Source organism: Serratia sp. root2, from assembly GCF_031931805.1.
Lineage (GTDB): Bacteria > Pseudomonadota > Gammaproteobacteria > Enterobacterales > Enterobacteriaceae > Serratia > Serratia inhibens.
On sequence record NZ_JAUJXB010000001.1, the window covers coordinates 1355075 to 1380038 of the forward strand.

General features: G+C 53.2%; 21 protein-coding genes. 11 read left to right on the top strand and 10 right to left on the bottom strand.

The window, feature by feature from the left end; all coding sequences use genetic code 11:
• Positions 1–154: 154 nt before the first annotated feature.
• Positions 155–769: a TetR/AcrR family transcriptional regulator gene (locus QZQ97_RS06035; protein ID WP_311992692.1), complete on the top strand. Its 615-nt coding sequence runs from the start codon at positions 155–157 to the stop codon at positions 767–769.
• A gap of 32 nt (positions 770–801) precedes the next feature.
• On the opposite strand, the gene QZQ97_RS06040 is transcribed toward QZQ97_RS06035, so the two are convergent.
• Complete coding sequence (locus QZQ97_RS06040) at positions 802–1875, bottom strand: LacI family DNA-binding transcriptional regulator (protein ID WP_311992693.1); 1074 nt, start codon at positions 1873–1875, stop codon at positions 802–804.
• 267 nt (positions 1876–2142) lie between these two features.
• Between QZQ97_RS06040 and QZQ97_RS06045 the strand changes: the two genes are divergently transcribed.
• A complete protein-coding gene (locus QZQ97_RS06045; protein ID WP_311992694.1) occupies positions 2143–3408 on the top strand; it encodes a maltoporin in 1266 nt (421 codons plus the stop codon).
• Between the two features lie 145 nt (positions 3409–3553).
• Here QZQ97_RS06045 and QZQ97_RS06050 read toward each other — a convergent pair whose 3' ends face one another.
• From QZQ97_RS06050 to QZQ97_RS06075, 6 genes are all read right to left on the bottom strand, one after another.
• On the bottom strand, positions 3554–3874 hold the full coding sequence (locus tag QZQ97_RS06050; RefSeq protein ID WP_311992695.1) for a PTS transporter subunit EIIB: 321 nt from the start codon (positions 3872–3874) through the stop codon (positions 3554–3556).
• 69 nt (positions 3875–3943) lie between these two features.
• Entirely contained in the window at positions 3944–6004 is a 2061-nt protein-coding gene (locus QZQ97_RS06055) for a beta-galactosidase (RefSeq protein ID WP_311993878.1), read from the bottom strand.
• A gap of 51 nt (positions 6005–6055) precedes the next feature.
• Positions 6056–7261 carry a glycoside hydrolase family 53 protein gene (locus QZQ97_RS06060; RefSeq protein ID WP_311992696.1) on the bottom strand — a complete coding sequence of 402 codons (1206 nt, stop codon included), beginning with the start codon at positions 7259–7261 and terminating at the stop codon, positions 6056–6058.
• 4 nt (positions 7262–7265) lie between these two features.
• Positions 7266–8117 carry a sugar ABC transporter permease gene (locus QZQ97_RS06065; protein WP_311993879.1) on the bottom strand — a complete coding sequence of 284 codons (852 nt, stop codon included), beginning with the start codon at positions 8115–8117 and terminating at the stop codon, positions 7266–7268.
• A gap of 4 nt (positions 8118–8121) precedes the next feature.
• Positions 8122–9429 carry a carbohydrate ABC transporter permease gene (locus QZQ97_RS06070; RefSeq protein WP_442995104.1) on the bottom strand — a complete coding sequence of 436 codons (1308 nt, stop codon included), beginning with the start codon at positions 9427–9429 and terminating at the stop codon, positions 8122–8124.
• A gap of 45 nt (positions 9430–9474) precedes the next feature.
• A complete protein-coding gene (locus tag QZQ97_RS06075; protein ID WP_311992697.1) occupies positions 9475–10710 on the bottom strand; it encodes an extracellular solute-binding protein in 1236 nt (411 codons plus the stop codon).
• A 365-nt stretch (positions 10711–11075) separates the two neighbouring features.
• Between QZQ97_RS06075 and QZQ97_RS06080 the strand changes: the two genes are divergently transcribed.
• Positions 11076–12182 (top strand): ABC transporter ATP-binding protein, encoded by a 1107-nt coding sequence (locus tag QZQ97_RS06080; RefSeq protein WP_311992698.1) that lies wholly within the window; start codon positions 11076–11078, stop codon positions 12180–12182.
• A gap of 198 nt (positions 12183–12380) precedes the next feature.
• On the opposite strand, the gene QZQ97_RS06085 is transcribed toward QZQ97_RS06080, so the two are convergent.
• Entirely contained in the window at positions 12381–12734 is a 354-nt protein-coding gene (locus QZQ97_RS06085; protein WP_311993881.1) for an MmcQ/YjbR family DNA-binding protein, read from the bottom strand.
• Positions 12735–12816: 82 nt separating this feature from the next.
• Positions 12817–13692, bottom strand: coding sequence for a LysR family transcriptional regulator (locus tag QZQ97_RS06090; RefSeq protein WP_311992699.1), 876 nt, complete (start codon positions 13690–13692; stop codon positions 12817–12819).
• Positions 13693–13794: 102 nt separating this feature from the next.
• Here QZQ97_RS06090 and QZQ97_RS06095 point away from each other — a divergent pair, with 102 nt between their 5' ends.
• The 3 genes from QZQ97_RS06095 to QZQ97_RS06105 all read left to right on the top strand — a co-directional run bounded on the left by QZQ97_RS06095 (position 13795) and on the right by QZQ97_RS06105 (position 16581).
• Positions 13795–14730 carry an NADP-dependent oxidoreductase gene (locus QZQ97_RS06095; RefSeq protein ID WP_311992700.1) on the top strand — a complete coding sequence of 312 codons (936 nt, stop codon included), beginning with the start codon at positions 13795–13797 and terminating at the stop codon, positions 14728–14730.
• A gap of 27 nt (positions 14731–14757) precedes the next feature.
• A complete protein-coding gene (locus QZQ97_RS06100; protein ID WP_311992701.1) occupies positions 14758–15627 on the top strand; it encodes an NmrA/HSCARG family protein in 870 nt (289 codons plus the stop codon).
• Between the two features lie 357 nt (positions 15628–15984).
• Complete coding sequence (locus QZQ97_RS06105) at positions 15985–16581, top strand: hypothetical protein (protein ID WP_311993882.1); 597 nt, start codon at positions 15985–15987, stop codon at positions 16579–16581.
• A gap of 122 nt (positions 16582–16703) precedes the next feature.
• Here QZQ97_RS06105 and QZQ97_RS06110 read toward each other — a convergent pair whose 3' ends face one another.
• On the bottom strand, positions 16704–17906 hold the full coding sequence (locus tag QZQ97_RS06110) for an MFS transporter (protein ID WP_311992702.1): 1203 nt from the start codon (positions 17904–17906) through the stop codon (positions 16704–16706).
• 103 nt (positions 17907–18009) lie between these two features.
• Here QZQ97_RS06110 and QZQ97_RS06115 point away from each other — a divergent pair, with 103 nt between their 5' ends.
• From QZQ97_RS06115 to QZQ97_RS06135, 5 genes are all read left to right on the top strand, one after another.
• Positions 18010–18933 carry a LysR family transcriptional regulator gene (locus tag QZQ97_RS06115; protein ID WP_311992703.1) on the top strand — a complete coding sequence of 308 codons (924 nt, stop codon included), beginning with the start codon at positions 18010–18012 and terminating at the stop codon, positions 18931–18933.
• Between the two features lie 628 nt (positions 18934–19561).
• Entirely contained in the window at positions 19562–20086 is a 525-nt protein-coding gene (locus QZQ97_RS06120) for a hypothetical protein (RefSeq protein WP_311992704.1), read from the top strand.
• 83 nt (positions 20087–20169) lie between these two features.
• The gene (locus tag QZQ97_RS06125; protein WP_311992705.1) at positions 20170–21777 is read left to right on the top strand and encodes a hypothetical protein; all 1608 of its coding nucleotides are present in this window, start codon (positions 20170–20172) and stop codon (positions 21775–21777) included.
• A 4-nt stretch (positions 21778–21781) separates the two neighbouring features.
• The gene (locus QZQ97_RS06130; protein WP_311992706.1) at positions 21782–23539 is read left to right on the top strand and encodes a hypothetical protein; all 1758 of its coding nucleotides are present in this window, start codon (positions 21782–21784) and stop codon (positions 23537–23539) included.
• Complete coding sequence (locus QZQ97_RS06135) at positions 23532–24962, top strand: hypothetical protein (protein ID WP_311992707.1); 1431 nt, start codon at positions 23532–23534, stop codon at positions 24960–24962. The genes QZQ97_RS06130 and QZQ97_RS06135 overlap by 8 nt, the downstream gene beginning before the upstream one ends.
• Positions 24963–24964 lie beyond the last annotated feature (2 nt).

Genomic DNA, 24964 nt, shown 5'->3' on the forward strand with positions numbered 1-24964 from the left:
GCGAAATGCACTCTTTTGCCAGGGTGCATTTCGGTCAGTACGTCACTAGAACTGACTTATGTATCGAGTGGTATAATTATGCTAAGGGGCTATCATCTGAGTGTCAACAAGATTTATACTGGTCGGTATATAACTTACAAACGTGGAGTCAGTCATGGCGCAAATGGGTCGCCCTCGCCGGTTCGACCGCGACGAGGCCGTTCAGCAGGCATTGCATCTGTTTTGGCAGTACGGGTATGAGGCCACGTCTCTGGCTCAGCTTAAAGCGCAGATTGGCGGCGGCATTACCGCACCCAGTTTTTATGCCGCCTTTGGTTCGAAAGAGGCGCTGTTCAGAGAAGCGGTTGCCTGCTATCTCAACAGCTATGGGCGGGTCAATGATGCGCTCTGGGATGACTCTCTGCCCCCCAGAGAGGCGATTGAAACCTCCCTGCGCCGCTCGGTGAAGATGCAGTGTGAAGATCAACATCCCAAGGGATGCATGGTTGCGTTGGGCGTAATGTCGGGCGCTGCGGAGGAGCATTCTGCGGTCCTGAAACCGCTTGCCGATTCGCGCCGGCGTACGCTGAACGGTTTTATTCACTGCATCAAAAGAGGCATTGCCGGCGGCGAACTGGCCAAGGATACCGACGCTGCCGCCATCGCCACGTTGTTTGACAGCTTCCTGCTGGGCGTTTCGACGTTGGCGCGCGACGGCGTCAGTCATGCGGTGATCGATAGTTCGGTAACGTCATTGCTGGCGGTTTGGGACGCAAATACCAGAGCCTGATAATACCGATGCAGAACAACGCCTGGCCGCGATCACTGCTCCAGGCGTTGCGCCAGCAGGCGCAGCTGTTCGGCAATCTGCTTCAAGTCCTTGTCATTATGCTCGCGCGGCCCGGTGGAATTACGGATCACCAGCTTTGCCGACAGAATCGATGACGCACGCGACGGCTCGCCCTCGCTGGTGTTGAGCACCTTCCTGACCGCTTCCTTGCCCTGTAAATCCAGATCCAGCGAGACGGTGGTCAGCGCCGGGTAGAAGAAGGCGCTTTCATAAGCATCGTCATAGCCAATGACCGACTTTTGCCCCGGTATCGGCAGTTGGTTCTGATGGAAGGCGCTTAGCAGCCCGAGCGCCATTTGATCATTCCCCACCAGTACCGCCGAGAAATGCGGGGTCTCACGCAGCATCTGCAATGCACCGGCGTAACCACTTTGCGCGTCCCAGTTGCCGTGCAGCACCGTGACCGGCGTCAGGCCATAATCCTGCAGCGCCTCCTGCCAGTTCTTTAGCCGCAAATTGGCCGAAATGGAGTATTGCGGCCCAGCCAGCAAGGCAAAGTCGCGGTGCCCCAGTTCGTATAGATACTTGACGCTGGCGCGGGTGCCGTCCGCCGGGTTGAAAGACACGTTAAACACGGAACTGTAAGGGTCAACGTCGAGGAACAGGCAGGTAATGTCATCGTTGTCCGCAGCGATTTTTTCCGCCACCGTTGTCTCCAGCGGTACGTTGATGATGACTTTTTCTACCCGCTGCGATTTGAGATCGTTGATCGAGTCCTGTATGCCATGATTGACGTTCTCATCAATCATTGAAATCAGCACCTGATAACCTTCCGCATTGGCGTAACGTTTTACCGCCGCCGCCACCTGCGAAGGGGCATGCAGAGCCAGGGAAATCGTGACCAACCCCACCGTTCGGCTCTGTTTGCCCACCAACTGCTGCGCCAGGCGATTGGGCACGTACCTGAGCAATTCAATGGATTGCTCGACCTTGCGACGCGTGGCCTCAGAGACATTGGCTGACTTGTTCAATACCCGTGAAACCGTCTGGTAAGACACGCCGGCATGACGGGCAACATCCTCTAACGTGGTGCTTTTAGACTTCATAATCCGTTCCCTGTGATTGCTCTGGACTGATTGTAACAGGCGCCCCCCTCACCGCATAGTTACCCCGATCACATCCATAAAATTTCCAAAAAAGTTATTCGTTCACATGCCTAACCTTAGTGATCTCCCTCACTAACCGTTACAAATGCTGCTGTTTTATTTGCACTAAATCACAATAAATCAACAATGCGATTGTTTGTTGTCATGATTAGCCATTCTATTGCTGCGTGGATGTGAACGTAATACAAAAAACATAATGAGGCATACATGAAAACAAGACTACGCACATTGTCTGTCGCTTTGGCGATGGCGCTTTCCTCACCGGTCGCCTTTGCCGTCGAGACCCCAGGGATCGATTTCCATGGCTACCTGCGTTCCGGGGTCGGCGTATCTCAGGATGGTGGATTGGAAGAATGGCAGAAAAACAAAATTGGCCGCCTGGGCAACGAATCCGATACCTACGGTGAAATCGAACTGGGCAGCGAAGTCTACAAAAAGAACGACGTCAGCTTCTATCTCGACACTATGGTCAGCATGGTATCGGACGGCTCAAACGACAGTGAAACCACGCTGGGGGATGACGCCGAATTCGGGTTGCGTCAGCTTAACCTGCAAATCAAGGGGCTGATCCCGGGCGACCCGAACGCGGTGATTTGGGGCGGCAAGCGCTACTATCAGCGCCATGACCTGCATATCATCGATACCAAATACTGGAACATATCCGGCGCCGGTGCCGGCGTGGAAAACCTCTCCTTCGGGCCGGGCGCCATCTCCGTAGCCTGGATCCGCGGTGACGGCAACGATGTGGATTACCGCGTCGACAACGATAACGACCTCAACATCAACTATATCGACCTGCGCTATGCCGGCTGGAAGCCGTGGACCGGTGCCTGGACCGAGTTCGGTATCGACTATGCGATGCCGAACCCGACCAACAAGCAAAAAGAGTACGGCGGCCTGTACGACGCCGAAAACGGCGTGATGCTGACCGGCGAGATCAGCCAGGATATGCTGGGCGGCTATAACAAAATGGTGCTGCAGTACGCCACCAAAGGTCTGGCGCAGAACATGGTGTCCCAGGGCGGCGGTTGGTATGACGTCTGGAACAACACCCGCGATGCCACCGGTTATAGGGTGATCAATACCGGGCTGATCCCGATTACCGATAAGTTCTCCCTCAACCACGTGTTGACCTGGGGTTCAGCCAACGACCTCAGCGATGCGATCGACAAAAGCAACCTGATCTCTCTGGTAGGCCGGGCGCAGTACCAGTTCACGCAGTACGTGCGCGGCATTGGCGAAGCCGGCGCTTTCTACCAGAAAGACGACCACAAAGACGGCAGCCACTACAAGCAAGGCGGCGAGAAGTACACGCTGGCGCTGGGGTTGGCGGATGGGCCGGAATTCATGTCCCGCCCAGAATTGCGCGTATATGCTTCTTATCTCAATGATTCAGAGCAAGGTAATTCATTCAAGGACGGCACCGCCAGCAATACCTGGAACTTTGGCGTGCAGGTTGAAGCCTGGTGGTAACAGGCATGCCTCGGGGTAAATAACGGCTCTTGATTTATTGGCAGTACCTTAATTTTCTCTCATCATTATCTCCTGTGTCTTTGACGATGCTCTCCGGTTGCTGTCGTCCATTGGTAACCACCCAAGGGTGGTTACCAATTATTTTTTATTCCTGATGATTAACCGAGAAACGCTCAGCCAGTAATTTACGCAAATTATCAGACTGCTTGCCGAATATCGCGTGAACCTCCTGACCAATGATAATCACCCCCAAAGCACCCGACTGCTGCAAGCCTTCCGTATCGACTTTGGCTAAATCCGCCACCGTCACGCGCAAGCGGGTAATACAGGCATCGACATGCCGAATATTTTCTCGGCCGCCCAGATGCCGCATCAGCGTTTCTAAAAAAGACATCTCGACGCTATTATCTTCCACCGGCGATTTCGGGTGCGAGAAATAATGCGTAAAGGCTTTCAAACTGACCATGGTTATTTCCTCATAAGATACAGGCGTAAAAAAACGCCCGTTCGACTGAACGGGCGCAAGGGGAAGAAATTATACCAACTTGCGGGTCAATATGCGGCAGCCCCAGGGCGCCAGAGCCATTTCGCCATGCAAGGTATCCGCATCCGACATATCGACATACACCGCCGGCAGCTCCACGGCTTTTGCCTTGTCGCTGTAGTTTTGCACGATAATAAACTCGGACTCCCCGTCGGTGCGCCGCTGTGCGGTCACGCCCGGCGGCAATAGTGTGTCCAGCGCGCGCGGCAACGCCAGCTCCTGCGCTATCGCCATAAAGAAATCGCGCTGGAAAGAGGCATCGTTGCGCGATGCGACGTACCACGCCTTGCCGTCGCCAAAGCGGTTGACCGTCAACGCCGGGCGGCCGGCATAGAAATCACCGCCGTAGACCGCCTGTGCGGTGGCGCCTTCCAGATTGATCAGTTCGCACAGGTGGCGCGCCTGATAGCTGCCCTGCAAACCCAGCTCGTTGCCCGGCACACCGCGAATGCTGTTGTTCTCTTCGTCCGTCAGGCTGTCGATCTCCTCTGCCCAGATGCCCAGTAACGGCCGCAGTGGCCCCGGGAAACCGCCCAGATGGCACAAATCGCTTTCATTGACGATGCCGCTCCAGTAGCTGGCGACAAACTGGCCGCCCTGCCGGACAAAGGCTTCCGCCCGCGCGGCAAAGCCTTCGCGCACCATATACAGCATCGGCGCAATCACCAGCTTATAGCCTGAAAGATCGCAATCGGCGTTGATGATATCCACCGCGATCCCCTGCTCCCAGAACGGCCGATAATGCTCCACCACCGTCTGTTCATAATACAGCCCGGCGTTGCGCGGCCCCTGCGCATCGTCCATCGCCCAGCGGCTTTCCCAATCGAAGATAATCGCCACCCGCGCCTCGACCCGGCTACCGGCGACCGGTGCCATGGCGGCCAGCAACCGGCCCAGTTCGCTCACCTCCTTGCCGACGCGGGTATCCAGCCGCCCTGAGTGGTCAATCACCGCGCCGTGGAATTTCTCCACCGAGCCGCGGCTTTTGCGCCACTGGAAATACTGCACCGAATCCGCACCGTGCGCGACCGCCTGCAGTGAGGAGAGAATATGCATGCCCGGCTTCTTCAGCTTGCTGATCGGCTGCCAGTTGGTGACGCTCGGCGTCGATTCCATCAAGACAAACGGCTTGCCCTGTTTCAGGCTGCGCATCAGGTCATGGAACATCGCGGTATAGCAGGCCAGACCGGTTTCGTCCTGCCGGTTATGCCACATCGGGTAACTGTCCCAGGAGATGAAATCGATGACTTTCGACATCTGCCAGTAATCGTAATCGTAGAAATATTCCATAAAGTTGGTGGTGGCCGGCAAGTCTGGATTGGCCGCCTTCAGCGGCGCAATTTCCTGCGCACAGAAATCGGTGGCCTGAGTGCTGCAAAAACGCCGCCAGTCCAGGTTCAGGCCGTGAATAGACACCTCACCCTGCGGCGCAGGCGATTCAATCTGCGACCAGTCGCTGTAGGTGTGGCTCCAGAAATCGCTCCACCAGGCCTCGTTCAACTGATCCAGCGTCTGATAACGCTGCTGCAACCAATCGCGGAAATCGCTCTGGCAACGGCTGCAATGACACTCGCCGCTGTACTCATTGGAAATATGCCAGCCGATCACCGCCGGATGGTGCGCATAGCGCTGCGCCAACTCCCGGTTGATCTCATTCACCTTGCGGCGATACACCGGGGATGACAGGCAATGGTTGTGTCGGCCGCCGTGCAACGCCGGTACCCGATTGCGCCCCACGCGCAGCACCTCCGGGTATTTCTGCGACAACCACGCCGGGCGCGCGCCGCTTGGCGTAGCCAAAAATACGTGAATACCCTGCTCATATAACTTATTCAACACCTCGTCCAACCAGGCGAATTGATATTTCCCTTCTTCAGGTTCAAGCTTCGACCAGCTGAATATTCCCACCGACATAATATTGCAGTTAGCCTGCTTCATCAGCTCTACATCTTGCTCCACCATGCCCGGATAATGAGTCCATTGCTCCGGGTTGTAGTCTGCTCCATGCAATAGGCCAGGCACCTTTGCACTCAAAGGAGGAAATTTATTCATCATGATTCCTTAGAAAATAATTACTGAAATTCTTTATTACGGACGGCGCAATTAATTAAATGACTTTAATGAAGGCAACACTTTACCCCGGCAATCAAACAGCGCCTGATTTTCTCGCGCGTTACCATCCTTGCCGGATTCACCGATATATTTCATCCCGGCCGGCGTAGCCCAACCGGCGCCCGGCACGGCGATCCAGGTTGGTTCCCAATAAAACACGCCTTTGCCACGGTTATCCGGCACGTTAATAATGCTCTGCATCAGATCGCGAATAAAATCGGCCTGCCCCTGAACAGTGCCAGGATATCCCCCATCCTGCGCTTCTTTGGCGGAGAAGCTGTTGTCGGTATCGTCGCAATTTTCCAGCCCATAACCGTAAGCGGCCTCAACCACAATCACGTCTTTGTTATACCGCTTGCTGATGTCGTCCATATTGGTTTGCAGCTTCGAGATAGGGCCGTCCCAATAGGTGTACATCGACAAACCTATGACATCGAACGGCACATTGCGCCGGGTTATCTCGTCAAACCACCAACGGAAGGTGTCATTCTTGGTGCCCTCGGCCAAATGCAGCATGATTTTCACCTGTGAAGGCGAATCGAGGTTTTCCCGCAGCCCGGCGATCGCTGCGTTCAGCAACCCGGCCAGGCGATCAAACTCCCCGCCGCCCTGGCCCCAGCTTTTTCCTTCCGGCCATAATATGCCGCCATTAATCTCGTTGCCGATCTGCACCATATCCGGTAACACGCCCTGCTGCTTGAAGCTGGCGATGGTGTCGCGGGTATAGTCATGGATCGTCGTTTTCAGTTGGTCATAACTCATTTTGTCCCAGGCTTTAGGCTTGAACTGCTTGCCGGGATCGGTCCAAAAGTCGCTGTAATGGAAATCCAGCAGCAGCTTCATGCCTTGCGCCTTGACGCGCTTGGCCAGCGCCAGCGTGGTGGCGAGATTATTGTTGCCGGCGCCATAAGGTTGGCCGGCGCCGTCCTGCGGATCGACCCACAGGCGCAGGCGCACATAGTTCACGCCGTTATGTTTGAGAATGACCAACGGATCCTGTTGAACATTGTTCTGGTCGTAGAACTTGCCGCCGTGCTGCTCCACATCCGCCAGGGTAGAAATATCCACGCCCTTGATAAAGCCGGCCGGAACATTGTTCAGCGGTTTAATGATGATGGTGTCCGCCGCAAACGCCGTGGCGGACAGCAGCCCGGCCGCCAGACACAGGCTTAATAAAGCCGGTTTGAATGTTTTCATCGCATTATCCTTTTGTGCTGCCAGAGGTCAGGCCGGAAACAAAGTACTTTTGCAGGGCCAGGTATAAGATGGCGACCGGCAGCGCGATTAACACCGCTCCCGCCGCGTAGGTGGTGTAGCTGGCGCCCATCTTTTGCGACACCAGGTTATACAGGCCGATAGGCAGCGTATATTGGTCCGGAGTACGCAAAATGGTGCTGGAGAGAATGAAATCCCCCAATGGGCCGGTAAACGAGAACAGCGCTACCACGGCGATAATAGGCTTGGAGAGCGGCATGATGATCTCGATGAAAATCCGGAAGTTGCCGGCGCCGTCCATCCGGGCGGACTCGTCCAAATCCTTCGGAATCGCATCCAGATAGCCCTTCATCAGATAGGTGTTCATCGGGATCATCCCCGCCACGTAGATCAACACCAGCGCCATATGGTTGTTGATCAGCCCCAGCAGCTGCGACAGCACAAAAATGGCAATCAGCGCGGAGAACTGCGGGATCATCTGCAACAGCAGGAACAACATCAGGCCGTTCTGCCGCCCCTTGAAGCGAAAGCGTGAAAACGAATAGGCGGTAAAACTGACGCTAATCAACGTCAGCACCATGGTCAGGAAGCTGATTTTCATCGAGTTCCAATACCAGGTCAGGTAATTGACCTTGCCGTTGAACAAGTCGGCATAGTGCTGAAACGACAGATTTTCCGGGATGATGGAGCTACTCAGCAGGCTGTTGCCGGCATTGAGCGACGCGCCGACGGTCCACACCAGCGGGTAGATGATGATGACGGACACCAGAATAATCACCAGCCAGGACAGCGATAAACGCACCCACTTCTCTTTCTTGATGCTCTTTGACATTGCTATCCCCTTAGGCCGCGTCATCGTTCTTGAACGAATGGGTGGCGCGGAACTGCCACAGCGCGATGCCTACCACGAAAATCGACAACAGAATGGTGATGGTGGCGGCGATGGCGTATTGCGAAGACGACATCGTCAGCTTGTAGATCCAGGACACCAGAATATCCGTGCCCCCTGCGTTGGAGCCGGCCACCGCCGGGCCGCCGTTATTGAACAGGTAGATGATATTGAAATTGTTAAAATTGAAGGTGTATTGCGTGATGATGATCGGCGCAATCGAGTAAAGCACCAGCGGTAACGTGATGGTGCGCAGCTTGGTCCAGGTGCTCGCTCCGTCCATGGTCGCGGCTTCGTACAGGTCATCCGGGATCGCCTGCAGCACGCCGGTGGTCATGGCGAACACAAACGGGAAGCCCAGCCAGGTCTGCATCAGGATCAGCGCTGTTTTGGTCCAGAACGGATCGGTCATCCAGGCTTTCGGCGCGATGCCGAAAAACGCCAGAATGGCATTGTTGATCACCCCGAACGAGTCGTTGAACATGCCGGCGAACACCAAAATGGTGACAAAACCCGGCACCGCCCAAGGCAAAATGAAAATGGTGCGGATCAGCGGTTTGAAGCGTAAATCCTTCTGATTGACCAGGATCGCCAACATCACCCCTACCGTACATTGCAGTGTGGTGGCCAACAGCGTCCAGACCACGGTCCATTGCAGCACGTCAAAGAAGGTGGAGCGCCAGATCGACAGGGTGAAGATATTGATAAAGTTCTTGAACCCGACCCAATCAACCAGCTTGGCCGGCGGCGTGTGATACAGGTTGTAGTTGGTAAAGGCGATAGAGAAGCCAAATAGAATGGGGAAGATCACCACGAACACCAACAGGATAAACCCCGGCGTGATCATCAGATAAGGAAAGCCTTCGCTCAGCAGCATCTGGTATTGCTTGCGCACGCTGTTCAGCGCCATACCGGCATCGCGCTTTCTGCCGTTCACCCAGGCGTCACGTATCGACAGGCCGTAAATCGCCAGGCCAAAGCCAATCACCAGTACGCTGAGGATCCCCTCCGCCAACAGGAAAATGGAGTTATCGCGTGGCACTTCACTGCCGAGCGTATACAGCCCCCACAGCCCTTCGGTGAGGAACTGCCAGGTCACCCCGACAAAGCTGCTGAGCAGCACCAGAAAGATCAGCCCTTTCGCCCATTGGCGATGATAGAACTGACCAAACCCGGGGATCAGCGCCAATATCAGCGCCCCCACGGAATGGCTGTATCGGCCGCGGTCGGCGGACAACTTTTCACTTGGAGTGACAATCACACACTGCTCCTTCTTGAAAACGGGAGGAGACCTCCCGTTGCTCGGTTACTGGTTGCTGGCCTGCATCGCTTCGATTTGCATTTTGATTTGTTTGACCGCATCGTCCAGCGCCGCTTTTGGCGGCTGTTTGCCGGTCATGCTCAGTTCCAGCGCCGCGTTGGCCGGCCCCCAGACTTCCTGCATTTCCGGAATGCCCGGCATGGCGGTCGCGTGACTGGCCTGAATGGCTACCGCACTGGCCCTTTCGTCGTTCTTGATGAGCGGATCGTCAATCATCGCCACCAGCGGAGGGATCTCTTTGGTCACCTGATAGCGCGTTTTCACGTAGGCCGGCTGATTGATAAACTCGATGAACTTCTGCGCCAACGCCTTATCCTTGCTCCAGGTGGAGACCACATAGCCTTTCACGCCCAGGAAAGAGTTCATCGGTTTGCCGTTCGGCAAGGTGGGCAGCGGCGCTACACCATAGTTGATGCCCGCGTCGGCATAAGGCTGGAAGGCCCACGGGCCGTTGATCACCGCTGCGGCTTTCTTCTCGGTAAACAGGGAATCGATGGCGTTCAACCCGCCATCACCGATGATGCCCGCCGGGAACAGGCCATCGGCGTAGAATTTTTTCAGGTAGGTCACGGCTTCAACGGCGCCGGGGGTGTTCAGGCCGATATCCAGCGGATTCAGCCCGCCTTTGCCGTCGTTGCCGAAAATATAACCGCCCATGCCGGCGATCGCGCCGCGGCTGTAATAAATCTGGTCAAACTTGGCCAGCAGGCCGTATTTACCCGCCGCACGCTGCTGTTTGGAGAAGTCGTAGTAGGCATCCAGATTAGCCGGCGGCTGCGGCAGCAGATCCTTGTTGTAAATCAGCACCAGCGTTTCTACCGCCTTCGGCACGCCATACAGCGTTTGATTCATGGTGAACGCGCCGATGGACGGCTTGGTGAACGTGTCGGCTGTGGCCTGATCCAGCTTTATCGGCGATAACAAACCTTGCACCACCGCCGCACCCACCTGATCGTTAGGGATCACCAGCACATCGGGGCCGATACCGGCCGGGCCGTCCAACCGCAGCTTTTCAATCTGCTGCGCGAACGGCATTTCCAACACGTTAACCTTTACGTTGTTCTGTTTTTCGAAATCGGCGATGGCATCCTTGATGCCGTCGGACTTCTTGATGTCTTCCCAGACGGTAAGCTGTTGGCCTGCAGCCCCGAGGGCGAAACCGGAATATTGACTGGCCGCCAATGTGGCCAGTACCAGAGCAGTGATTGTTTTGGTTTTCATTACCCACCTCATGTGAAGGTATTACATTTTTGTTTTATCACTTTGGGATTAGATGCTTCAGGCCTGTCACAATGTTCGGTATTACAACACTTAATGCCATAATCCCGTCATTGCCTCGGCTTGTTATACGCTACGCTGAGAACCGCGCCAACTCTATACAATTATCATCATTGTGTGATCGTTATTGCAGAAATGAAAACCGGTGATATGGCTTGAAATCCAGCGCAGTTATAGTCTTTTCAAGACTTTCTGGCCGTTATGACGATGAGAAAATAATTGTTATACGTATTACATAACCACAAAGATAACGGCCAGAAGACGCCCTGACAGGGTTTGCCGATTGATAACTTCCGAGGATCCACAAGATGTCCAGCATAAGACTGAGGAATGTCACCAAGCGTTTTGGTAAAACGGTGACGTTGCACAATATCAACCTTGAGATTAAGGGCGGTGAATTCGCCGTGTTCGTGGGGCCGTCTGGTTGCGGTAAATCTACGCTGTTGCGCATGATTGCCGGCCTGGAGGAGATCAGCGACGGAGATATTCTGATTGGCGAAGAACGGGTTAACGATGTGGCCCCCGCTCACCGGGGCGTCGCCATGGTGTTTCAGTCCTACGCGCTCTACCCGCACATGACCGTCGCCGAAAACATGGGTTATGGGTTAAAGGTGAACGGAACGCCAAAAGAAGAGATCCGCCATCAAATCGAGATGGTGGCAAAAACCCTGCAGCTTACTCACCTGCTCGACAGAAAACCCAAACAGCTTTCCGGTGGCCAGCGCCAACGTACCGCCATCGGGCGTGCCATCGTACGTAATCCCAAAGTCTTCATGTTCGATGAACCGCTTTCCAACCTGGATGCCGAGCTGCGGGTCGATATGCGCCTGCATATCGCCAAGCTGCACCAGGAGCTGAAAACCACCATGGTGTATGTCACCCACGATCAAGTTGAAGCGATGACGCTGGCCGACAAGATTGTGGTCATGAATTACGGCAAGGTGGAACAGATGGGCGCGCCGATGGCGCTGTATTACAACCCTATCAACAAGTTCGTCGCCGGATTTATCGGCTCGCCGAAGATGAACTTTTTACCGGCCACCGTGGTGAGCTGGACGCCGGAGCTCCTGACCGTCTCCATAGGCCCGGACAAAACCCTGGCTCTCACCCTCTCCACCCTGCAAGTCGCTCCCGGCGAGCCGGTTACGCTCGGCATCCGCCCCGAGCACCTGACAACCCACTCCGATTCACCGTTACGCCTTGATTTCCACTGCGAAGTGGTCGAACGGCTAGGTAACAACACCTATCTGTTCGGCCAATGCCACGGCCATGACGGCTTCAAAATGCTGCTGCCCGGCGATGCGCATTTCCGGCCCTATCAAAAATTGCAACCGGGATTCCAGGCCGGGCAATGCCTGGTCTTTGATGCCGACGGCGCACGCATCAGCGCCGATATCGTCATTCCGCAAGCCTGAACCTGCTCCATCCGGCAAGAAGCCATCGACAATGCGCGGTGATCGCGAGAGAGACCCGCGATCACCGCGCGACAATCCCGGTTACACCGCGCCGGTGGCCATGCCATCGAGCCCATCTGATGCCCTGTCGCGACGCTGTCGTTCAGCAATCGCTGATGTCTGCAATCTCACGCGATTCTTGTTTTTTGAATGATATTGTCAGGAGGTCAGCTCATGGCTGTCAGCAAGCAGTTCATGTATTTCCTTTGGCGTTAGCGGCCCGGAAAGAAGCACGCTGACCCAGTGCTCTTTGTTCATATGGTAAGCGGGCAAAATGCCGTCTTTTTTACGCAATGAGCCGATGTACTCCGGCCTGACTTTCACTTCGAGGACATCCAACACAGCATCCGTCTGCAGGCCCAGCTTTGTACCGGGTACATTCATCACGAGAGCGAACCATTTGGCTCCGTCATGATGGCGAAGTACGGCATAACCCGGCAGCTTGCTCCAGAGATATTCCGGCTCGGATTTAAAATGCTCCCGGGCGTAACTGAATAATGTCTCTCTCTTCATCATAATTTCCTTATTTATCCAGATGACCAAAGCGTTCGATACCTGTATTTACTGTCCACGCTATTTCATCAGTATCGTAACGTCACCCCGTCAGAACCAGCGACATGTCCGGGTATCTGGCGCACAGGAAATCGACGAATGCACGAACCTTTGGCGCAGCAAGCCGCCTGGAGGTATGCAATACCCAAAGTGTCCGCTCTGCGCCCGACACGGTGCCCCATTGAACCAAATCGCCACGGGCAAGCTGGTTCCATGCGATGGACTGCGGAATGAGGGCAGCACCACCGCCGGCAATAGCCGCATCCCGGACCATCAGTAACGAAGAGAAGCGCAGCTTTGGGATCGGCTCCAGGACCAGTTGTCCTCCATCGAGACTCCAGTGGGTAAACTGGAAATTCGACGTTACGATACTGGGAACGGGTCTAATTGCACCGGGCGCCGGCTTGAGTATTCCAGGCGCGGCTACGACAACCAGCCTGTCTTTGGCGAAACACCGCCCGACTAAATTGCTGTCCGGACTCGGGTTGATGCGAATGGCGACGTCAAATTGTTCCTCGACGAGATCCACCATGCGATCTTCCGCCACGATTTCAATCTCAATTTCCGGGTAGGCCGCACAAAACTCGGCGCCAATGCGCCCCATCGCAAGCTGGGAGAACAGGACCGGAGCGGCTACACGCAAACGTCCGCGAGGCGTCGAAACACCGTCACCGACCGCCGTCATGGCCTCGGTCACCTCACTCAGCAGACCTTCGGTTCGGGACATCAGCATCTCGCCGGCGTCGGTGAGCTTTAAGCCGCGAGCGCTACGCTCGATCAGCCTCACCCCCAGTTGCTCCTCAAGATCGGCGATCCGTCGCGATAACGTGGCTTTGGAAATGCCGCTCGCACGGCTTGCCTTCCCCAGCCCCTCATTCGTTGCGACGAGTATAAAATCAGACAGCGCGTTCAGGTTCATGGTGTTCCATTTTTGAAACAAGGTGTCTATTTTTTATGCTCTTTGTTTTTTAATTGCAACGGAATACTGTTTCGCTATCAAAACTTGATACGAGGAACTGCAATGAACAACATACAACGCGCGGTACTGATCCGTAACTACGGCGGGGCCGATGCCGCGGAAGTGGCAGAGGTCGAAAAGCCGACACCGGGGCAAGGCCAGGTTCGGGTTCGGGTTCAAGCCGCTGGCGTGAACGGTATTGACTGGAAAGTTCGCGAAGGCCAGGTGCGAAATGCCTTTCCGCTTCCCTTCCCCCTCATCCTGGGTGCCGAGATGGCAGGAATTGTCGACGCTGTCGGGCCCGATGCCTCTCGCTTTCGCGTCGGCGACCGCGTCATGGCCGCAATGGCAGAACTGGGTGCGTACGCCGAGTTCCTGGCAATCAATGAAGCAAGCCTCTCCCCGATACCCGAGGGTCTGGACGACGTTCATGCTGCCGCCATCCCCGTAGCCGCCGTCTCAGCCTGGAACAGCTTGCATCACGCAGGCCCGCTCTATCAGGGCCAGCGGATCCTTATTCATGGCGCGGCCGGTGGACTGGGCGCCTATGCCGTGCAATACGCCAGACGGGCCGGCGCCGAGGTCTTCGCGACTGCGGGTACGGCCGATCTGGACTTTGTGCGCAGCCTCGGCGCCGATTGTGTCATCGACTACCACTCTCAACGTTTCGAGGACGTCGCCCGGGACATAAACCTGGTGCTCGATTACGTCGGGGGTGAAGTGCTGGACCGCTCCTGGCAGGTACTGGCTCAGGACGGCGTTGTGATAGGTACGTCGTCGCCGGACATTCTGACCCGCACGCCGGAAAACCGCCGGGGGCTCTGGTTTATGAATAAGCCCGATCCCGAATTGCTGGAAAAACTGGCCAAAGAAGTCGCCGGCGGCACCCTTCAGTCCAGAATTGGCGACGTCGTGGGCTTCGCAGATATTCCCGGAGCGATCGAACGCAATCGTACTGTTTCACGGACCGGCAAAGTCGTTGCGGACTTTTCTCGTTAACTCTATACCCATGCAGGAGTTTCAAACATGAGCATTCTCGTTACTGGTGCCACGGGCACTATTGGTTCACTCATCACTCAGGGCCTGGCTGACGCAGGTGCCGAGGTCAAAGCGCTTGTCCGCCAGGCGGGTAAGCGCAGGTTCCCGGCCGGCGTCACTGAAGTCGTTGCAGATCTCACCGAGGTCGCCTCGATGCGCGCCGCGCTGTCTTCGGTACGTACGCTGTTTCTGATTAATGCGGTTACGCCCGACGAGGTTACGCAAGCCCTGATCGCGCTGAACCTCGCTCGCGAGGCGGGCATCGAGCGCATCGTTTATCTGTCGGTGATTCATGCCGACAAGTTTACTGACGTCCCGCACTTTACCGGCAAGCACACGGTTGAACGCATGATCGAAAGCCACGACATGCCTGCAACCATTTTGCGTCCGGCTTACTTCATGCAAAACGACCGCATGGTTCAACAGACGATTGAGAACTACTCGGTATATCCGATGCCAATCGGCTCGGCAGGCGTCTCAATGATTGATGCGCGCGATATCGCGGATGTCGCCGTGGCTGAGCTGCTGCGGCGCGACAGAGCATCGTCTGCGCAGGCGCGTGTAACGCTGGAGTTGATTGGGCCGCAACCGCTGACCGGTGCGTCCGTGGCGAAAATATGGAGCTCTGCCCTGGGTCGGGAGATCCTATACGGGGGGGATGACCTCGCGGCTTTCGAAGGCCAACTCACTTCATACAGTCCCACCTGGCTGGCTTATGACATGCGCCTGATGATGGCAGGTATCCAGGCGTTCGGCATGCAAGCCGCTGAAGGAACCGTAGAACATCTCCAGACCCTTATCGGGCACCCGCTGCGTACTTATGCAGACTTCGTTCGCGAGTCTGTTGCCGGGGTTTAACAACCAGACAAAGGGGCGGATTTACTGCCGGGCAGTGCACCGCCCCTTCATCGAACCTGCCTCGTGCGGCTTTTCACCTTCGGGGGAACACTGCGGTGAGAACCCAAACGCCCTCCTGTCGCACACCCCGACCAGAACGTTCAGACTGGGTCAATGGTTACTTATCGTAACGGGACGGGTCGACGTCAGCGATGCTATTCAAAGGGCAGCCAGAAGCGTTTATAAAACCTGTGGCGATTCAGCAGCAAAAAATTGATAAAACCTTACCCTTGTTTCACAATGGCCGCCGTGCGTATTTATGTTTTAAGCCATGGAATGCGTTGTGGCAATCGATGCAGTTAAGGGAGTAATAACATGATGGTACTGGGATTTGTCACGAAGAATGCTCTCGCTGGCTGGCAAAATGTCCCTCTATATCTGCCGCAGTTTCAGTTCTATGAGCGGCATCGCACCGTCATAAATACGGCTTGCCCCGAAAAAATATTACCGGCAATTGCTGCTTATGATATCCAGCAGGATGTCATTATTAAAACGTTAATGTCGGTGCGGCAACTGCCGCAAAAATTACGACGCCATAAATCTGAAAGTGCCAGTAGTCCGTTTGGGCTACAGAGTTTCACTTTGTTGGAAAACTCGCCAACCGAACTTTGCTATGGCTTAAGAGGCCAATTCTGGCGAACCGATTTCGGCCTTGAAGATGTACCGGATATCGACGCCTATTGCGCCGCGCTACGGCCGGGTAGCGCAAAGCTGCTGCTGCGATATCAGGTACAACAACTCGCCCCCGATGAATATGCACTCTGCACGGAAACCTTCATCCACTGCCCTGACAGAGCGACGCGGTTAAAAATGGCCGGCTACTGGCTGGCGATCAGAGCGGGCAGCGGCTGGATCCGAAGAAGGACATTGAAGGCAGTAAAGCTTGCGCTCGAAAAAACGGCCAACAGCGTTTAAGCAGGATAATAATTCCCTCCATTGAGGCTGGCCGCACAGCGGCCATAAAATCTCACTGCGTACACATGCGTTGCTGGCCCGGTGATATTGGTAAAATCAAACGATTAGAAAACAAACAGTGGTTAGGATGACATTGCTGAAAGATGAAAACGTTTAGCCAGTTTCTTTTGCAGAATGATAACGACAATTGGGAACCCCGATGAGGAAATTGCACATACCGCCAGCAACTTATTCACATTTTGTGGTGCCATGCCATGATTAGGTAATAGAAAAGCGGACAGGAAAAATGCGACGGTTGTAATCAGATACATTATTGATGTTTGTAATGAAGAGAATCCAGCTCGTTGCCTGTCATCAGGAAATTGAATCGTAACCGCTGAAGATGAAACCAGACGACTGTAAGATGCACCGAGAAATAAAGTAATAAATAACGCTGCATGCTGATAACCCAGGATGGGTATTAGCAAACTCAGTATAAAGACGATGGTTGAACCTGTAGCCAGAATCAAAGCAGAAAAACGGGTGGTTAACGCGCCTGTAATTTTTGTAGACAGGTAACCTGTAACACCCCCACCGAAGAACAACCAAGGCAACAGGTCTTGCGAAGCGCCCAATTGCTGGGTCATTAGTGGTACCAGAATAGGAATGACCAGCATTGGACTAAACTGTACAAGCGCATTACTGGAGGCGAACAGTACAGTATCCACATCGAGAGACTGCGTGCGGAGCGTGTCGAAAGAGACGGGGTCTTGGGGGATGATGGATACAATCAGTGGCAATGCCAACAAACAAAGTGTACTTATTAACCACAAAGCAACATGCCAACCATAATTTGTGCACAAAAATAATATAGTGGGCACTCCTGCAATGCTTACCATCGAAAATGACGCAATCACCGTCGCCAACATTTTTCCGCGCAAGTTAGTCGGCGCGTTGTTTATCAATATGCTTATACCCACACCCATTGTCGTCCCTCCAACCAGCCCTGCACAGAATCGTAGGGTAAGCAGAAGACTAAAACTGGAGGTGAATGTAGTCAAAAGTGTCAGTAGGCCTAATAGTGCCATATTGGCGATTAAAAAACGTTTCTTATTGAAATGACCAATCCAGTAAAAGGCGATAACTCCCGAGAGGACTGCACCAGATGTGTACATACCGGACACATAGCCTGAGAATGATACGGGAACTGCGAAATCTGCTGCCATAAAAGCAAATACAGGGTTGAACACCATATATTCCAGCGCATTAGTGAACTGGATAAAAGCCATTGCAATGGCTATCCGCATGAGGGCTTTATGATTAAACGTCTGTGTGACCAGTGGCATAGCAAGCAACCTATGGATGAAAGATATCCGAGTTTAACTGCTATCAATGGTGTTCATTGCATGGTAAAAATGGCACTTATTATTATCATATATGGGATAATTGATGCGTTCGGCTCTTGATTTTAATACCCTGAAAGTGTTCATTGCGGTGGTTGAAAGAGAAAGTTTTGTTGGGGCATCGAAAGTCCTTGAAATGCCGACATCAAATGTTAGTCGTTGTATTTCTCAGTTAGAAGAAAAACTGAATCTTCAGCTCATTGAGCGCAGTACCCGACATATGAAACTCACCCAGGCGGGGCACCTCCTCTATACCCGAGCGAAGCCATTACTGGAGGCGCTTGAGCAAACCGAGACAGAATTAACGTTGCGGCAAATGCAACTCAAGGGCCCATTACGTATCTGTATTCCCAATGAAATAGGTCCTGCATTGCTGGGTTCTGTTATTGCCGATTTCGCCTGTCAGTACCCGGACCTGGAGATCAGCTGTGTCACAAATTTGTCAGGTTTCGAATCCCTGCGAGATGATCTGGATTTAGCTGTCATTATTACCCGTGGTCAGATGGATGACAGTGACTACATAGCCCGTCATCTGGTGACTATCCCTTGCACCATCGTTGCAGCCCCCTCCGTCATTCAGCGTTATGGCACCCCTTCTCATATCCAGCAACTTGAAGAATTACCCTGTATTACAACGGTAAGTGCACTGAAAGGTGCTCCCTGGCAGTTTGTCAATAAAAAGGGGGGATTCGAGACAATCAAGGTTAAAGGGCATTATCGGGTAAACAGCGGAGAGATGGCAGGACGCGCTGCGGTATCCGGTGTCGGTTTTGCAATTCTATCGAAACAAGCCTGCCAACCCTACATTAGCGATGGACGGTTAATCGAGGTTAAGTTTGAACAATCGGCAGCCCCATTGCAATTGTTCGCACTTTATTCAGATCGGCGTTACTTGCCCGCTAAAACAAGAGCGCTCATTGATTTCATACATCAGAGATTGAGTCATATACCCTCGACAGATTGTGGTTAAAAAACAGGCTTAACGTACAATAATTTTCGATATCCAAACTGCCCCCCTGTCTATAGAAGGTTCATCCACAGTGATCTTCCGGCTTCACGGCTGGGAAATTTGACATGATCGAGCCGGGATCTGGCTCGCTTCGGTGAGTTTTTACGATTCGAAAGGCTCTGACAGGTCATTGCACTCGTATATAGTTAGTTTGGAATAAATATCACTATTGATGTATTGTCATCGCTATTTCTTCTGCTAACTTCCCTTTCCATAACTACCATTAATAAATAAATTCCTAAGCGACACATTGATTACAGTGCTAACAATCACAGTAAATGGTAGGCTGCCCACCCCGTTCAAACAATGGCATTTTTCAATGTATTGATTTGATACGCTAATACGCGAATTTAACAAAAACAGAACTATCGCATCCTCTTTTTTTGATTATTTAAAAGATTTGTCATCTGTTTTTTTAACGCCGTGATTTACTTGATTATCTAGATATCAACAAAAAAATACTTCATTTATTTTTATGTGTCTGTTGATTTTTTAGTCGCCATTGCTATTGTTGAAGGTGAGTCAAGCACCGCGAAAAACCAACAAATACATTCTATTTTTATACTCACAAATGTATGAGGACCTGACTATGCCCATTAAAAAATATGTCATTCTTGACAGCGACCCTAAAGCTGTCGGGAATAATGATTTCATTCTGCTGGGTTTGAAAGCCATCGGTTTTGCCAGAGGTTGCCCAATGTTATTTGGAGGGACGGCCGATGCAAAAGACGGACCGGTTGACGGCAAGGACTTTGCCTTAAATGTGATAAAAAGAGAAACCTGGGAAGAAACCCTGGAGAATATTGAAGTCAATCAGGTTGTTCGTTATCAGACCTATCCCAATGAGATCAGCGTTTATACCAGCAACAACTTTATCTTCACCGGTCAGGTCACCCTTGGCGGTGAGTTCGCCTGGATACGCAAGGTGAGTAAAGGGAAATTAACGACCTACTTTCAAAATAAACCTTCCGCCACCAAAGATATGTTTGCTCAAGAACTTTTCAGCATGACTGCGGACTCAAACATCCAACCGACCGACGGTGAGTTTGAAGCCTATCTTGGTTCCAACAGCTTAAGCGCCCTTTATTCTTACTGCAAAGAAACCTGTAAATAAATCCGTCATTCATTTATCGCCAATTTTTTATCCGTCGATATTTTCGCACGAACGTGCCAGAATTTTATTGGGTACCTGAGATTATGATCACGCAAGATTATACCTCCGATGAAAAGAATATCGTTAAAGCGGTTATCAACCAGTATAGCAATACCGGCATATTTATTATTGAACCAGGCAATCCATTATTGGTCGACTTCTACGATATCCAATTAAGACTGGCGGGGGTCATTCCAGGCGTTTCGCCGCAATTCACCCAACGCTGGCAACAATCGAAACAGAGTAAAGGTACGGCAGGCCGGCTGAGCGAGGCCGGCAACGGCGACGCCCAGCCGGTTTACAGCATCGTGCGATTGGACTCCCTCGACGGCAGAAGCTATCGCGCTGATGCCATTGGCTCTCTGCCGGTTTCTGCCACCAATGTGACGCAAACGCTGGGTTTGTTTGACGGCGAGGCGATGAATGTTGGCCAGGTAACATTCAACAAAGCCTATATTTACGCTGCGGACTGCGCCATTACCGCGAATGGCGATTATCCGCAAAGCCAGCTCTCCGACGACTTTCCGGTCACGGTCATTTATACCTTTGCGCAAACTATTGGCCAAAATACTTTTTATGGTGCGGAAATCATTACTACGCAAAGCTACCCTAAAAGTATTTACAATGATTCGCCGCGCAGTCTCTATAACCAGGATGCAATAAAAATTTGTTTAACGCGTGACGCTGCAGATTGCGACTATCGTTATACTTACGATGGCGACGGTACGGTACGGGTTCCCATCAAAGGCAATATCACTTATTACGGTACAATAGACATTGTCGAGGGTCGGCCAGTCAATGCCAAAAACATCATTTATCTGATACGCTCGCGCGCCGGCGGCGATCCGGTGACACCTTATAACGATTTAAATATCTTCAACTCGCCCAACACGCAAATTAATAACGATACCTTATCTTGGGATCTGAACTGGTTGAAGTTCAACCAGGTCGACTTTGAATCTGGCGAATGGGTTTATTATGTATTCCGAGTCAATCTGAACGTCGAGGGACGAAACATAATCGCGTTTATTACCAACGCACCAAAAAACATTGAGCCTGATCAGCGTTTTTTAAATACTGCCTCATTAAAACCCATGTGTATCGTTTACGGTTGCCTGGGAGAGAACACGAAAATACTGATGCAGGATGGCAGCGAGAAACTCATTAGCGCCATAAGCACCGGCGAACATATACGGTCGCAACATGGCGGCGCACTCAGGGTCGACGATATCACCACCGGACATGAGCGCCATTATGTTGAAATCACAGCACAAGATGCCAGCAATAAAATACGCACGATTATCGCCAGTTTGGGACACCCTTTTATTACTCAATCGGGTGTGGTCCTCGCGCGTGAACTGTGCCAGACCAGTAAACTTCTTACGCTGGATGGCGAAGCCGAAATTATCAGCATAGTGCAAAAAGAAGGCGACATTAAGGTTTATAACCTGCAATTACCGATAGATACGCCGGCAGATAGCGCGTTTTACGACAATAACACGCTATACGCCAATGGCATATTGGTCGGCGATAACCTGATGCAAAGGCTTTATGAGGATGAATATCATCAACGACCGGTCAATATCCTGAGCAAACTGCCGCAAGAATGGCATCAGGATTACCGCAATCACCTCAACCTGGCGGGTAAATAATATCATGTACCAGGGATACCCGGATTTTCAGCAAATTATCATCAGCGATAGCCAACGGTTTATCGCCACCTATCAGCAAAATGACGCCTATTTCCTATATCCGGGATCCGTCAGTATTCTGGCGGCACATCCGCTGGCCTTCTCGCTGGATATTGTCCGCAGTTACAGTACCGACAGCATTTATGGTTGGTTAAACTTCACTACCGAGCTGCAATTTGCCGGCCTGCAAAGCCTGACGGACTTCAAACAACAATACCCGGATAAAGCCGTAAGGGTGCTGCCGGTGTTACCCGGCAGTCTGGGGTTTGACGTGCCGATCGAGTTCCACAGCCCCCTCCACGGACAAAGCTATGACGCCACCTGGTATTCGGCGCAGTGTATCCAGTTTATTATTTTGCTGAATTCGGCCAGCACCCAACTGATTGAGAAAACGCTGCTCGATGACACCCTGGGTTTTAATGCCCGGCTGGACGGCTTTGTTGAAGGGGTGTCGCCGCGCCTGGCGTATTCCGTCGAGTTTGACCCCCGGGCGCTGATGCTTGAATTGGCCGCCAGCGTTCAGGGCGCCTACCCCGTTGACGGCGGCCGGGTGGCGTTTGACTATGGCCTGTTGACGCAATACCTGTACAGCAATATCGCGCTGCTGCCGCTGAAAATCACCCCAGCATTGCCGATTAACGCCCCCGAGGAAACCTTGCTTTTCAGCCAGGCTTTTCTCGATCGGCTCTATAACCTGCTGGGCTCACCCTATGCCGGCCCCGCCACCAGCAACGCGGCACTGATTTGTCTGACGGTACCGGCGTACGGCGGGCGGGTGATCTTCCCGTTGGAGACGGTGGTGCTGAGCCGCCGACCGCTTTGCTTCATTCTGGATCCTTTCGCCGCCGCGCAGCAAATCGCCAAGGTGTCTCCCGATACCATCATTCACCGTACTACCGCGCCGCCGCTGCCGGCGGGCGAGTTGGAGATCGACGTTTTTTACGCCTTTCCTCTGGGCCTGAAAAACAATGTCTCGATCGATATTCAACTGACCGTGCCGGCCGGTGATATTTACCCTCTTGACCAAAGCCAAACGCAAGTGCTGACGCCAGATAACAGCAGGTTGATCTTCAGGTTTCAAAACAGTGCGCTGGATAATGAAGACTTCTTCTACCAAATTCGCGTCAACTATACGCAAGATGGGGTATGGAAGACCCTGAGCGGTGAACGGCAGCGGTGTGCCGAGCGCGCTCTGGTGCTGGATTATGCCGCGCTGCCCTGCCAGTTTCTGACCATCAGCATTGATCCTGAATTTGCCCGGCAAAGCCGGATTAGCGGTAGTTATCATTCTGCCGGTTGGCTACAGGATCTGGCGTTGACGGCGGCGGCGCCCTATTTCAGTTGCCCGATCCTGGGTGACGATACCTATGCCGACGCGACAGCTTACGCGTTGTCCGGCAGCGAGGCCGTACCGCTCCCGATGCCGATTGTCCAGGCCACCACCATCGGTGCCTACAGCTTCCCGCAGTTTGGTTCACAACAGGCGCGGATCACCGTTCATCTGCCCGCCGAAATGCTCAAAGCCGTGTTGACCTTTCAGGCGCAAAACGACACCCGCACTACGGAACATACCTTCACCCACCCGCAGGACAGCTTCGAATATCAATGGAATGTCACTTCTATTTTTGCTGCCGGATTTCGCTACAAACCCCCTGAGGGCCAATGGTCACCCTACGTGACCGGCGATCAAACGATTGATATCAAGGTGAAAAATAATGACTGACGCTTTGAATCCCCAACAAGGTCTGCAGAATTTTTTCCTGCTCGACAGAGCCTTCGCGTTTCACGATCAAACGCTGCCGCCGGGGCGCTACACCTACGGCAGCGCTGCCCCACAGACGGTGCTGGATACCCCGGCCGGCAAAGTTAGCGCACTGCATTTGCTGACCAGCCCCGGCGGCGGTCTGGCGACCTTTATCGCGCCAAACATGCCGGTCGATACGGCGGCGATCGCGGCCTATATCCGCCAACACTTTGTCCCGGCCCCGGGGGAAATCAGCCTGGAGCAAGGCGATATTCGCCAATCGTTATTCCTGCGTTTTGCCCACCAGCCTGAGTCAGACAGTTATAACGTCGAGTTTGAACAATCAAAAATGCCGCTGACCCACGCCGAAGCCGGCTTGCTGGACAATGCCATTCGTGGGGCCAAAAACCAGGTTTACCTGGTTACGCACGGCCAATTCAACGTCAGCAGCGGCGTCACCGCCAGCCTGGATGCAGACTGGGTCGCGTTTTTGACCCTGGCTTTCAACGAACAGGCGCGCCAACCGGACGCTATCGCCCTGTTGCTCAATCAGCAGATCGATGCCGGCGTGATCATCTTGCTGGAGCAATTTGACAATGCCCCTTCGGAACAGACCCGCGAACTGGTGAGAAACTCACTGGTGAAGACAGCGGCGCAGCTGGTCAGCAACACGTTACGCAACATCCATTCGGTAGATGAGATCCCCAACAAGATCAGCTATGACGTCAGCTACGGCAATAGCGTGCCTCAACGCTATTTGCTGGCGCAGCAGCAAGACATCGCCGTTCTGCTCGGCCAACTGCCCGCCGACAGCATCATCTCTTTTACGCCAACGCCATTGCCGGAGCCCAGCCGACCGGACAAACCGGTCAAGCACCGTCAATGCGTGGTCAGCCTTGGGTTCAATCCTAACGGTTTCAACATCATGTCCATCGAACTGCGTTGGGCGGACCAGCAAACGCCGATGCAGTGGCCCAGCTTCCCGCCGGTGACCTTAAAAACCGAATCGGCGGTCAGCGACATCACCCTCAAAGTGACGTTTTCCGACTACTCCAGCTATGAAAGCCAATTCGGCTGGCAAGACGCTGTCGCATTGACGCCACAAGAACTGGGTTTTTTCAGCGTGATATTTGAAGCAGAACATCTGAAACCCGAATTTAAAACGATTTCAGGCAATGCCACTTATCGGCCTGCAGGACAGGTTAAAAGTCAGAGCTTCAACTTTTCGTTTTCCAACCAGCAGTGGCAAGCCAATTGGTGGATCAACGCCCATTCGGCCGGGTTAAACGGCCGTATAGAGTACCGCTGGCAAGGAAAAACCTCATCGCTATTCCCCAAAACCTACGACTCTGGCCCGCAGCAGGCCAGCGCCAGCCCCATCAAACTGCAATACAACAAGTGATA

What these genes read in the sequence shown, in the direction of transcription:
- QZQ97_RS06130 (WP_311992706.1), top strand. Translation starts at nt 21,782, where the DNA reads ATGTACCAGGGATACCCGGATTTTCAGCAAATTATCATCAGCGATAGC.
- QZQ97_RS06115 (WP_311992703.1), top strand. Translation starts at nt 18,010, where the DNA reads ATGCGTTCGGCTCTTGATTTTAATACCCTGAAAGTGTTCATTGCGGTG.
- QZQ97_RS06095 (WP_311992700.1), top strand. Translation starts at nt 13,795, where the DNA reads ATGAACAACATACAACGCGCGGTACTGATCCGTAACTACGGCGGGGCC.
- QZQ97_RS06080 (WP_311992698.1), top strand. Translation starts at nt 11,076, where the DNA reads ATGTCCAGCATAAGACTGAGGAATGTCACCAAGCGTTTTGGTAAAACG.
- QZQ97_RS06055 (WP_311993878.1), bottom strand. Translation starts at nt 6,004, where the DNA reads ATGAATAAATTTCCTCCTTTGAGTGCAAAGGTGCCTGGCCTATTGCAT.
- QZQ97_RS06105 (WP_311993882.1), top strand. Translation starts at nt 15,985, where the DNA reads ATGGTACTGGGATTTGTCACGAAGAATGCTCTCGCTGGCTGGCAAAAT.
- QZQ97_RS06040 (WP_311992693.1), bottom strand. Translation starts at nt 1,875, where the DNA reads ATGAAGTCTAAAAGCACCACGTTAGAGGATGTTGCCCGTCATGCCGGC.
- QZQ97_RS06050 (WP_311992695.1), bottom strand. Translation starts at nt 3,874, where the DNA reads ATGGTCAGTTTGAAAGCCTTTACGCATTATTTCTCGCACCCGAAATCG.
- QZQ97_RS06090 (WP_311992699.1), bottom strand. Translation starts at nt 13,692, where the DNA reads ATGAACCTGAACGCGCTGTCTGATTTTATACTCGTCGCAACGAATGAG.
- QZQ97_RS06085 (WP_311993881.1), bottom strand. Translation starts at nt 12,734, where the DNA reads ATGAAGAGAGAGACATTATTCAGTTACGCCCGGGAGCATTTTAAATCC.
- QZQ97_RS06100 (WP_311992701.1), top strand. Translation starts at nt 14,758, where the DNA reads ATGAGCATTCTCGTTACTGGTGCCACGGGCACTATTGGTTCACTCATC.
- QZQ97_RS06125 (WP_311992705.1), top strand. Translation starts at nt 20,170, where the DNA reads ATGATCACGCAAGATTATACCTCCGATGAAAAGAATATCGTTAAAGCG.
- QZQ97_RS06035 (WP_311992692.1), top strand. Translation starts at nt 155, where the DNA reads ATGGCGCAAATGGGTCGCCCTCGCCGGTTCGACCGCGACGAGGCCGTT.
- QZQ97_RS06120 (WP_311992704.1), top strand. Translation starts at nt 19,562, where the DNA reads ATGCCCATTAAAAAATATGTCATTCTTGACAGCGACCCTAAAGCTGTC.
- QZQ97_RS06110 (WP_311992702.1), bottom strand. Translation starts at nt 17,906, where the DNA reads ATGCCACTGGTCACACAGACGTTTAATCATAAAGCCCTCATGCGGATA.
- QZQ97_RS06075 (WP_311992697.1), bottom strand. Translation starts at nt 10,710, where the DNA reads ATGAAAACCAAAACAATCACTGCTCTGGTACTGGCCACATTGGCGGCC.
- QZQ97_RS06135 (WP_311992707.1), top strand. Translation starts at nt 23,532, where the DNA reads ATGACTGACGCTTTGAATCCCCAACAAGGTCTGCAGAATTTTTTCCTG.
- QZQ97_RS06045 (WP_311992694.1), top strand. Translation starts at nt 2,143, where the DNA reads ATGAAAACAAGACTACGCACATTGTCTGTCGCTTTGGCGATGGCGCTT.
- QZQ97_RS06060 (WP_311992696.1), bottom strand. Translation starts at nt 7,261, where the DNA reads ATGAAAACATTCAAACCGGCTTTATTAAGCCTGTGTCTGGCGGCCGGG.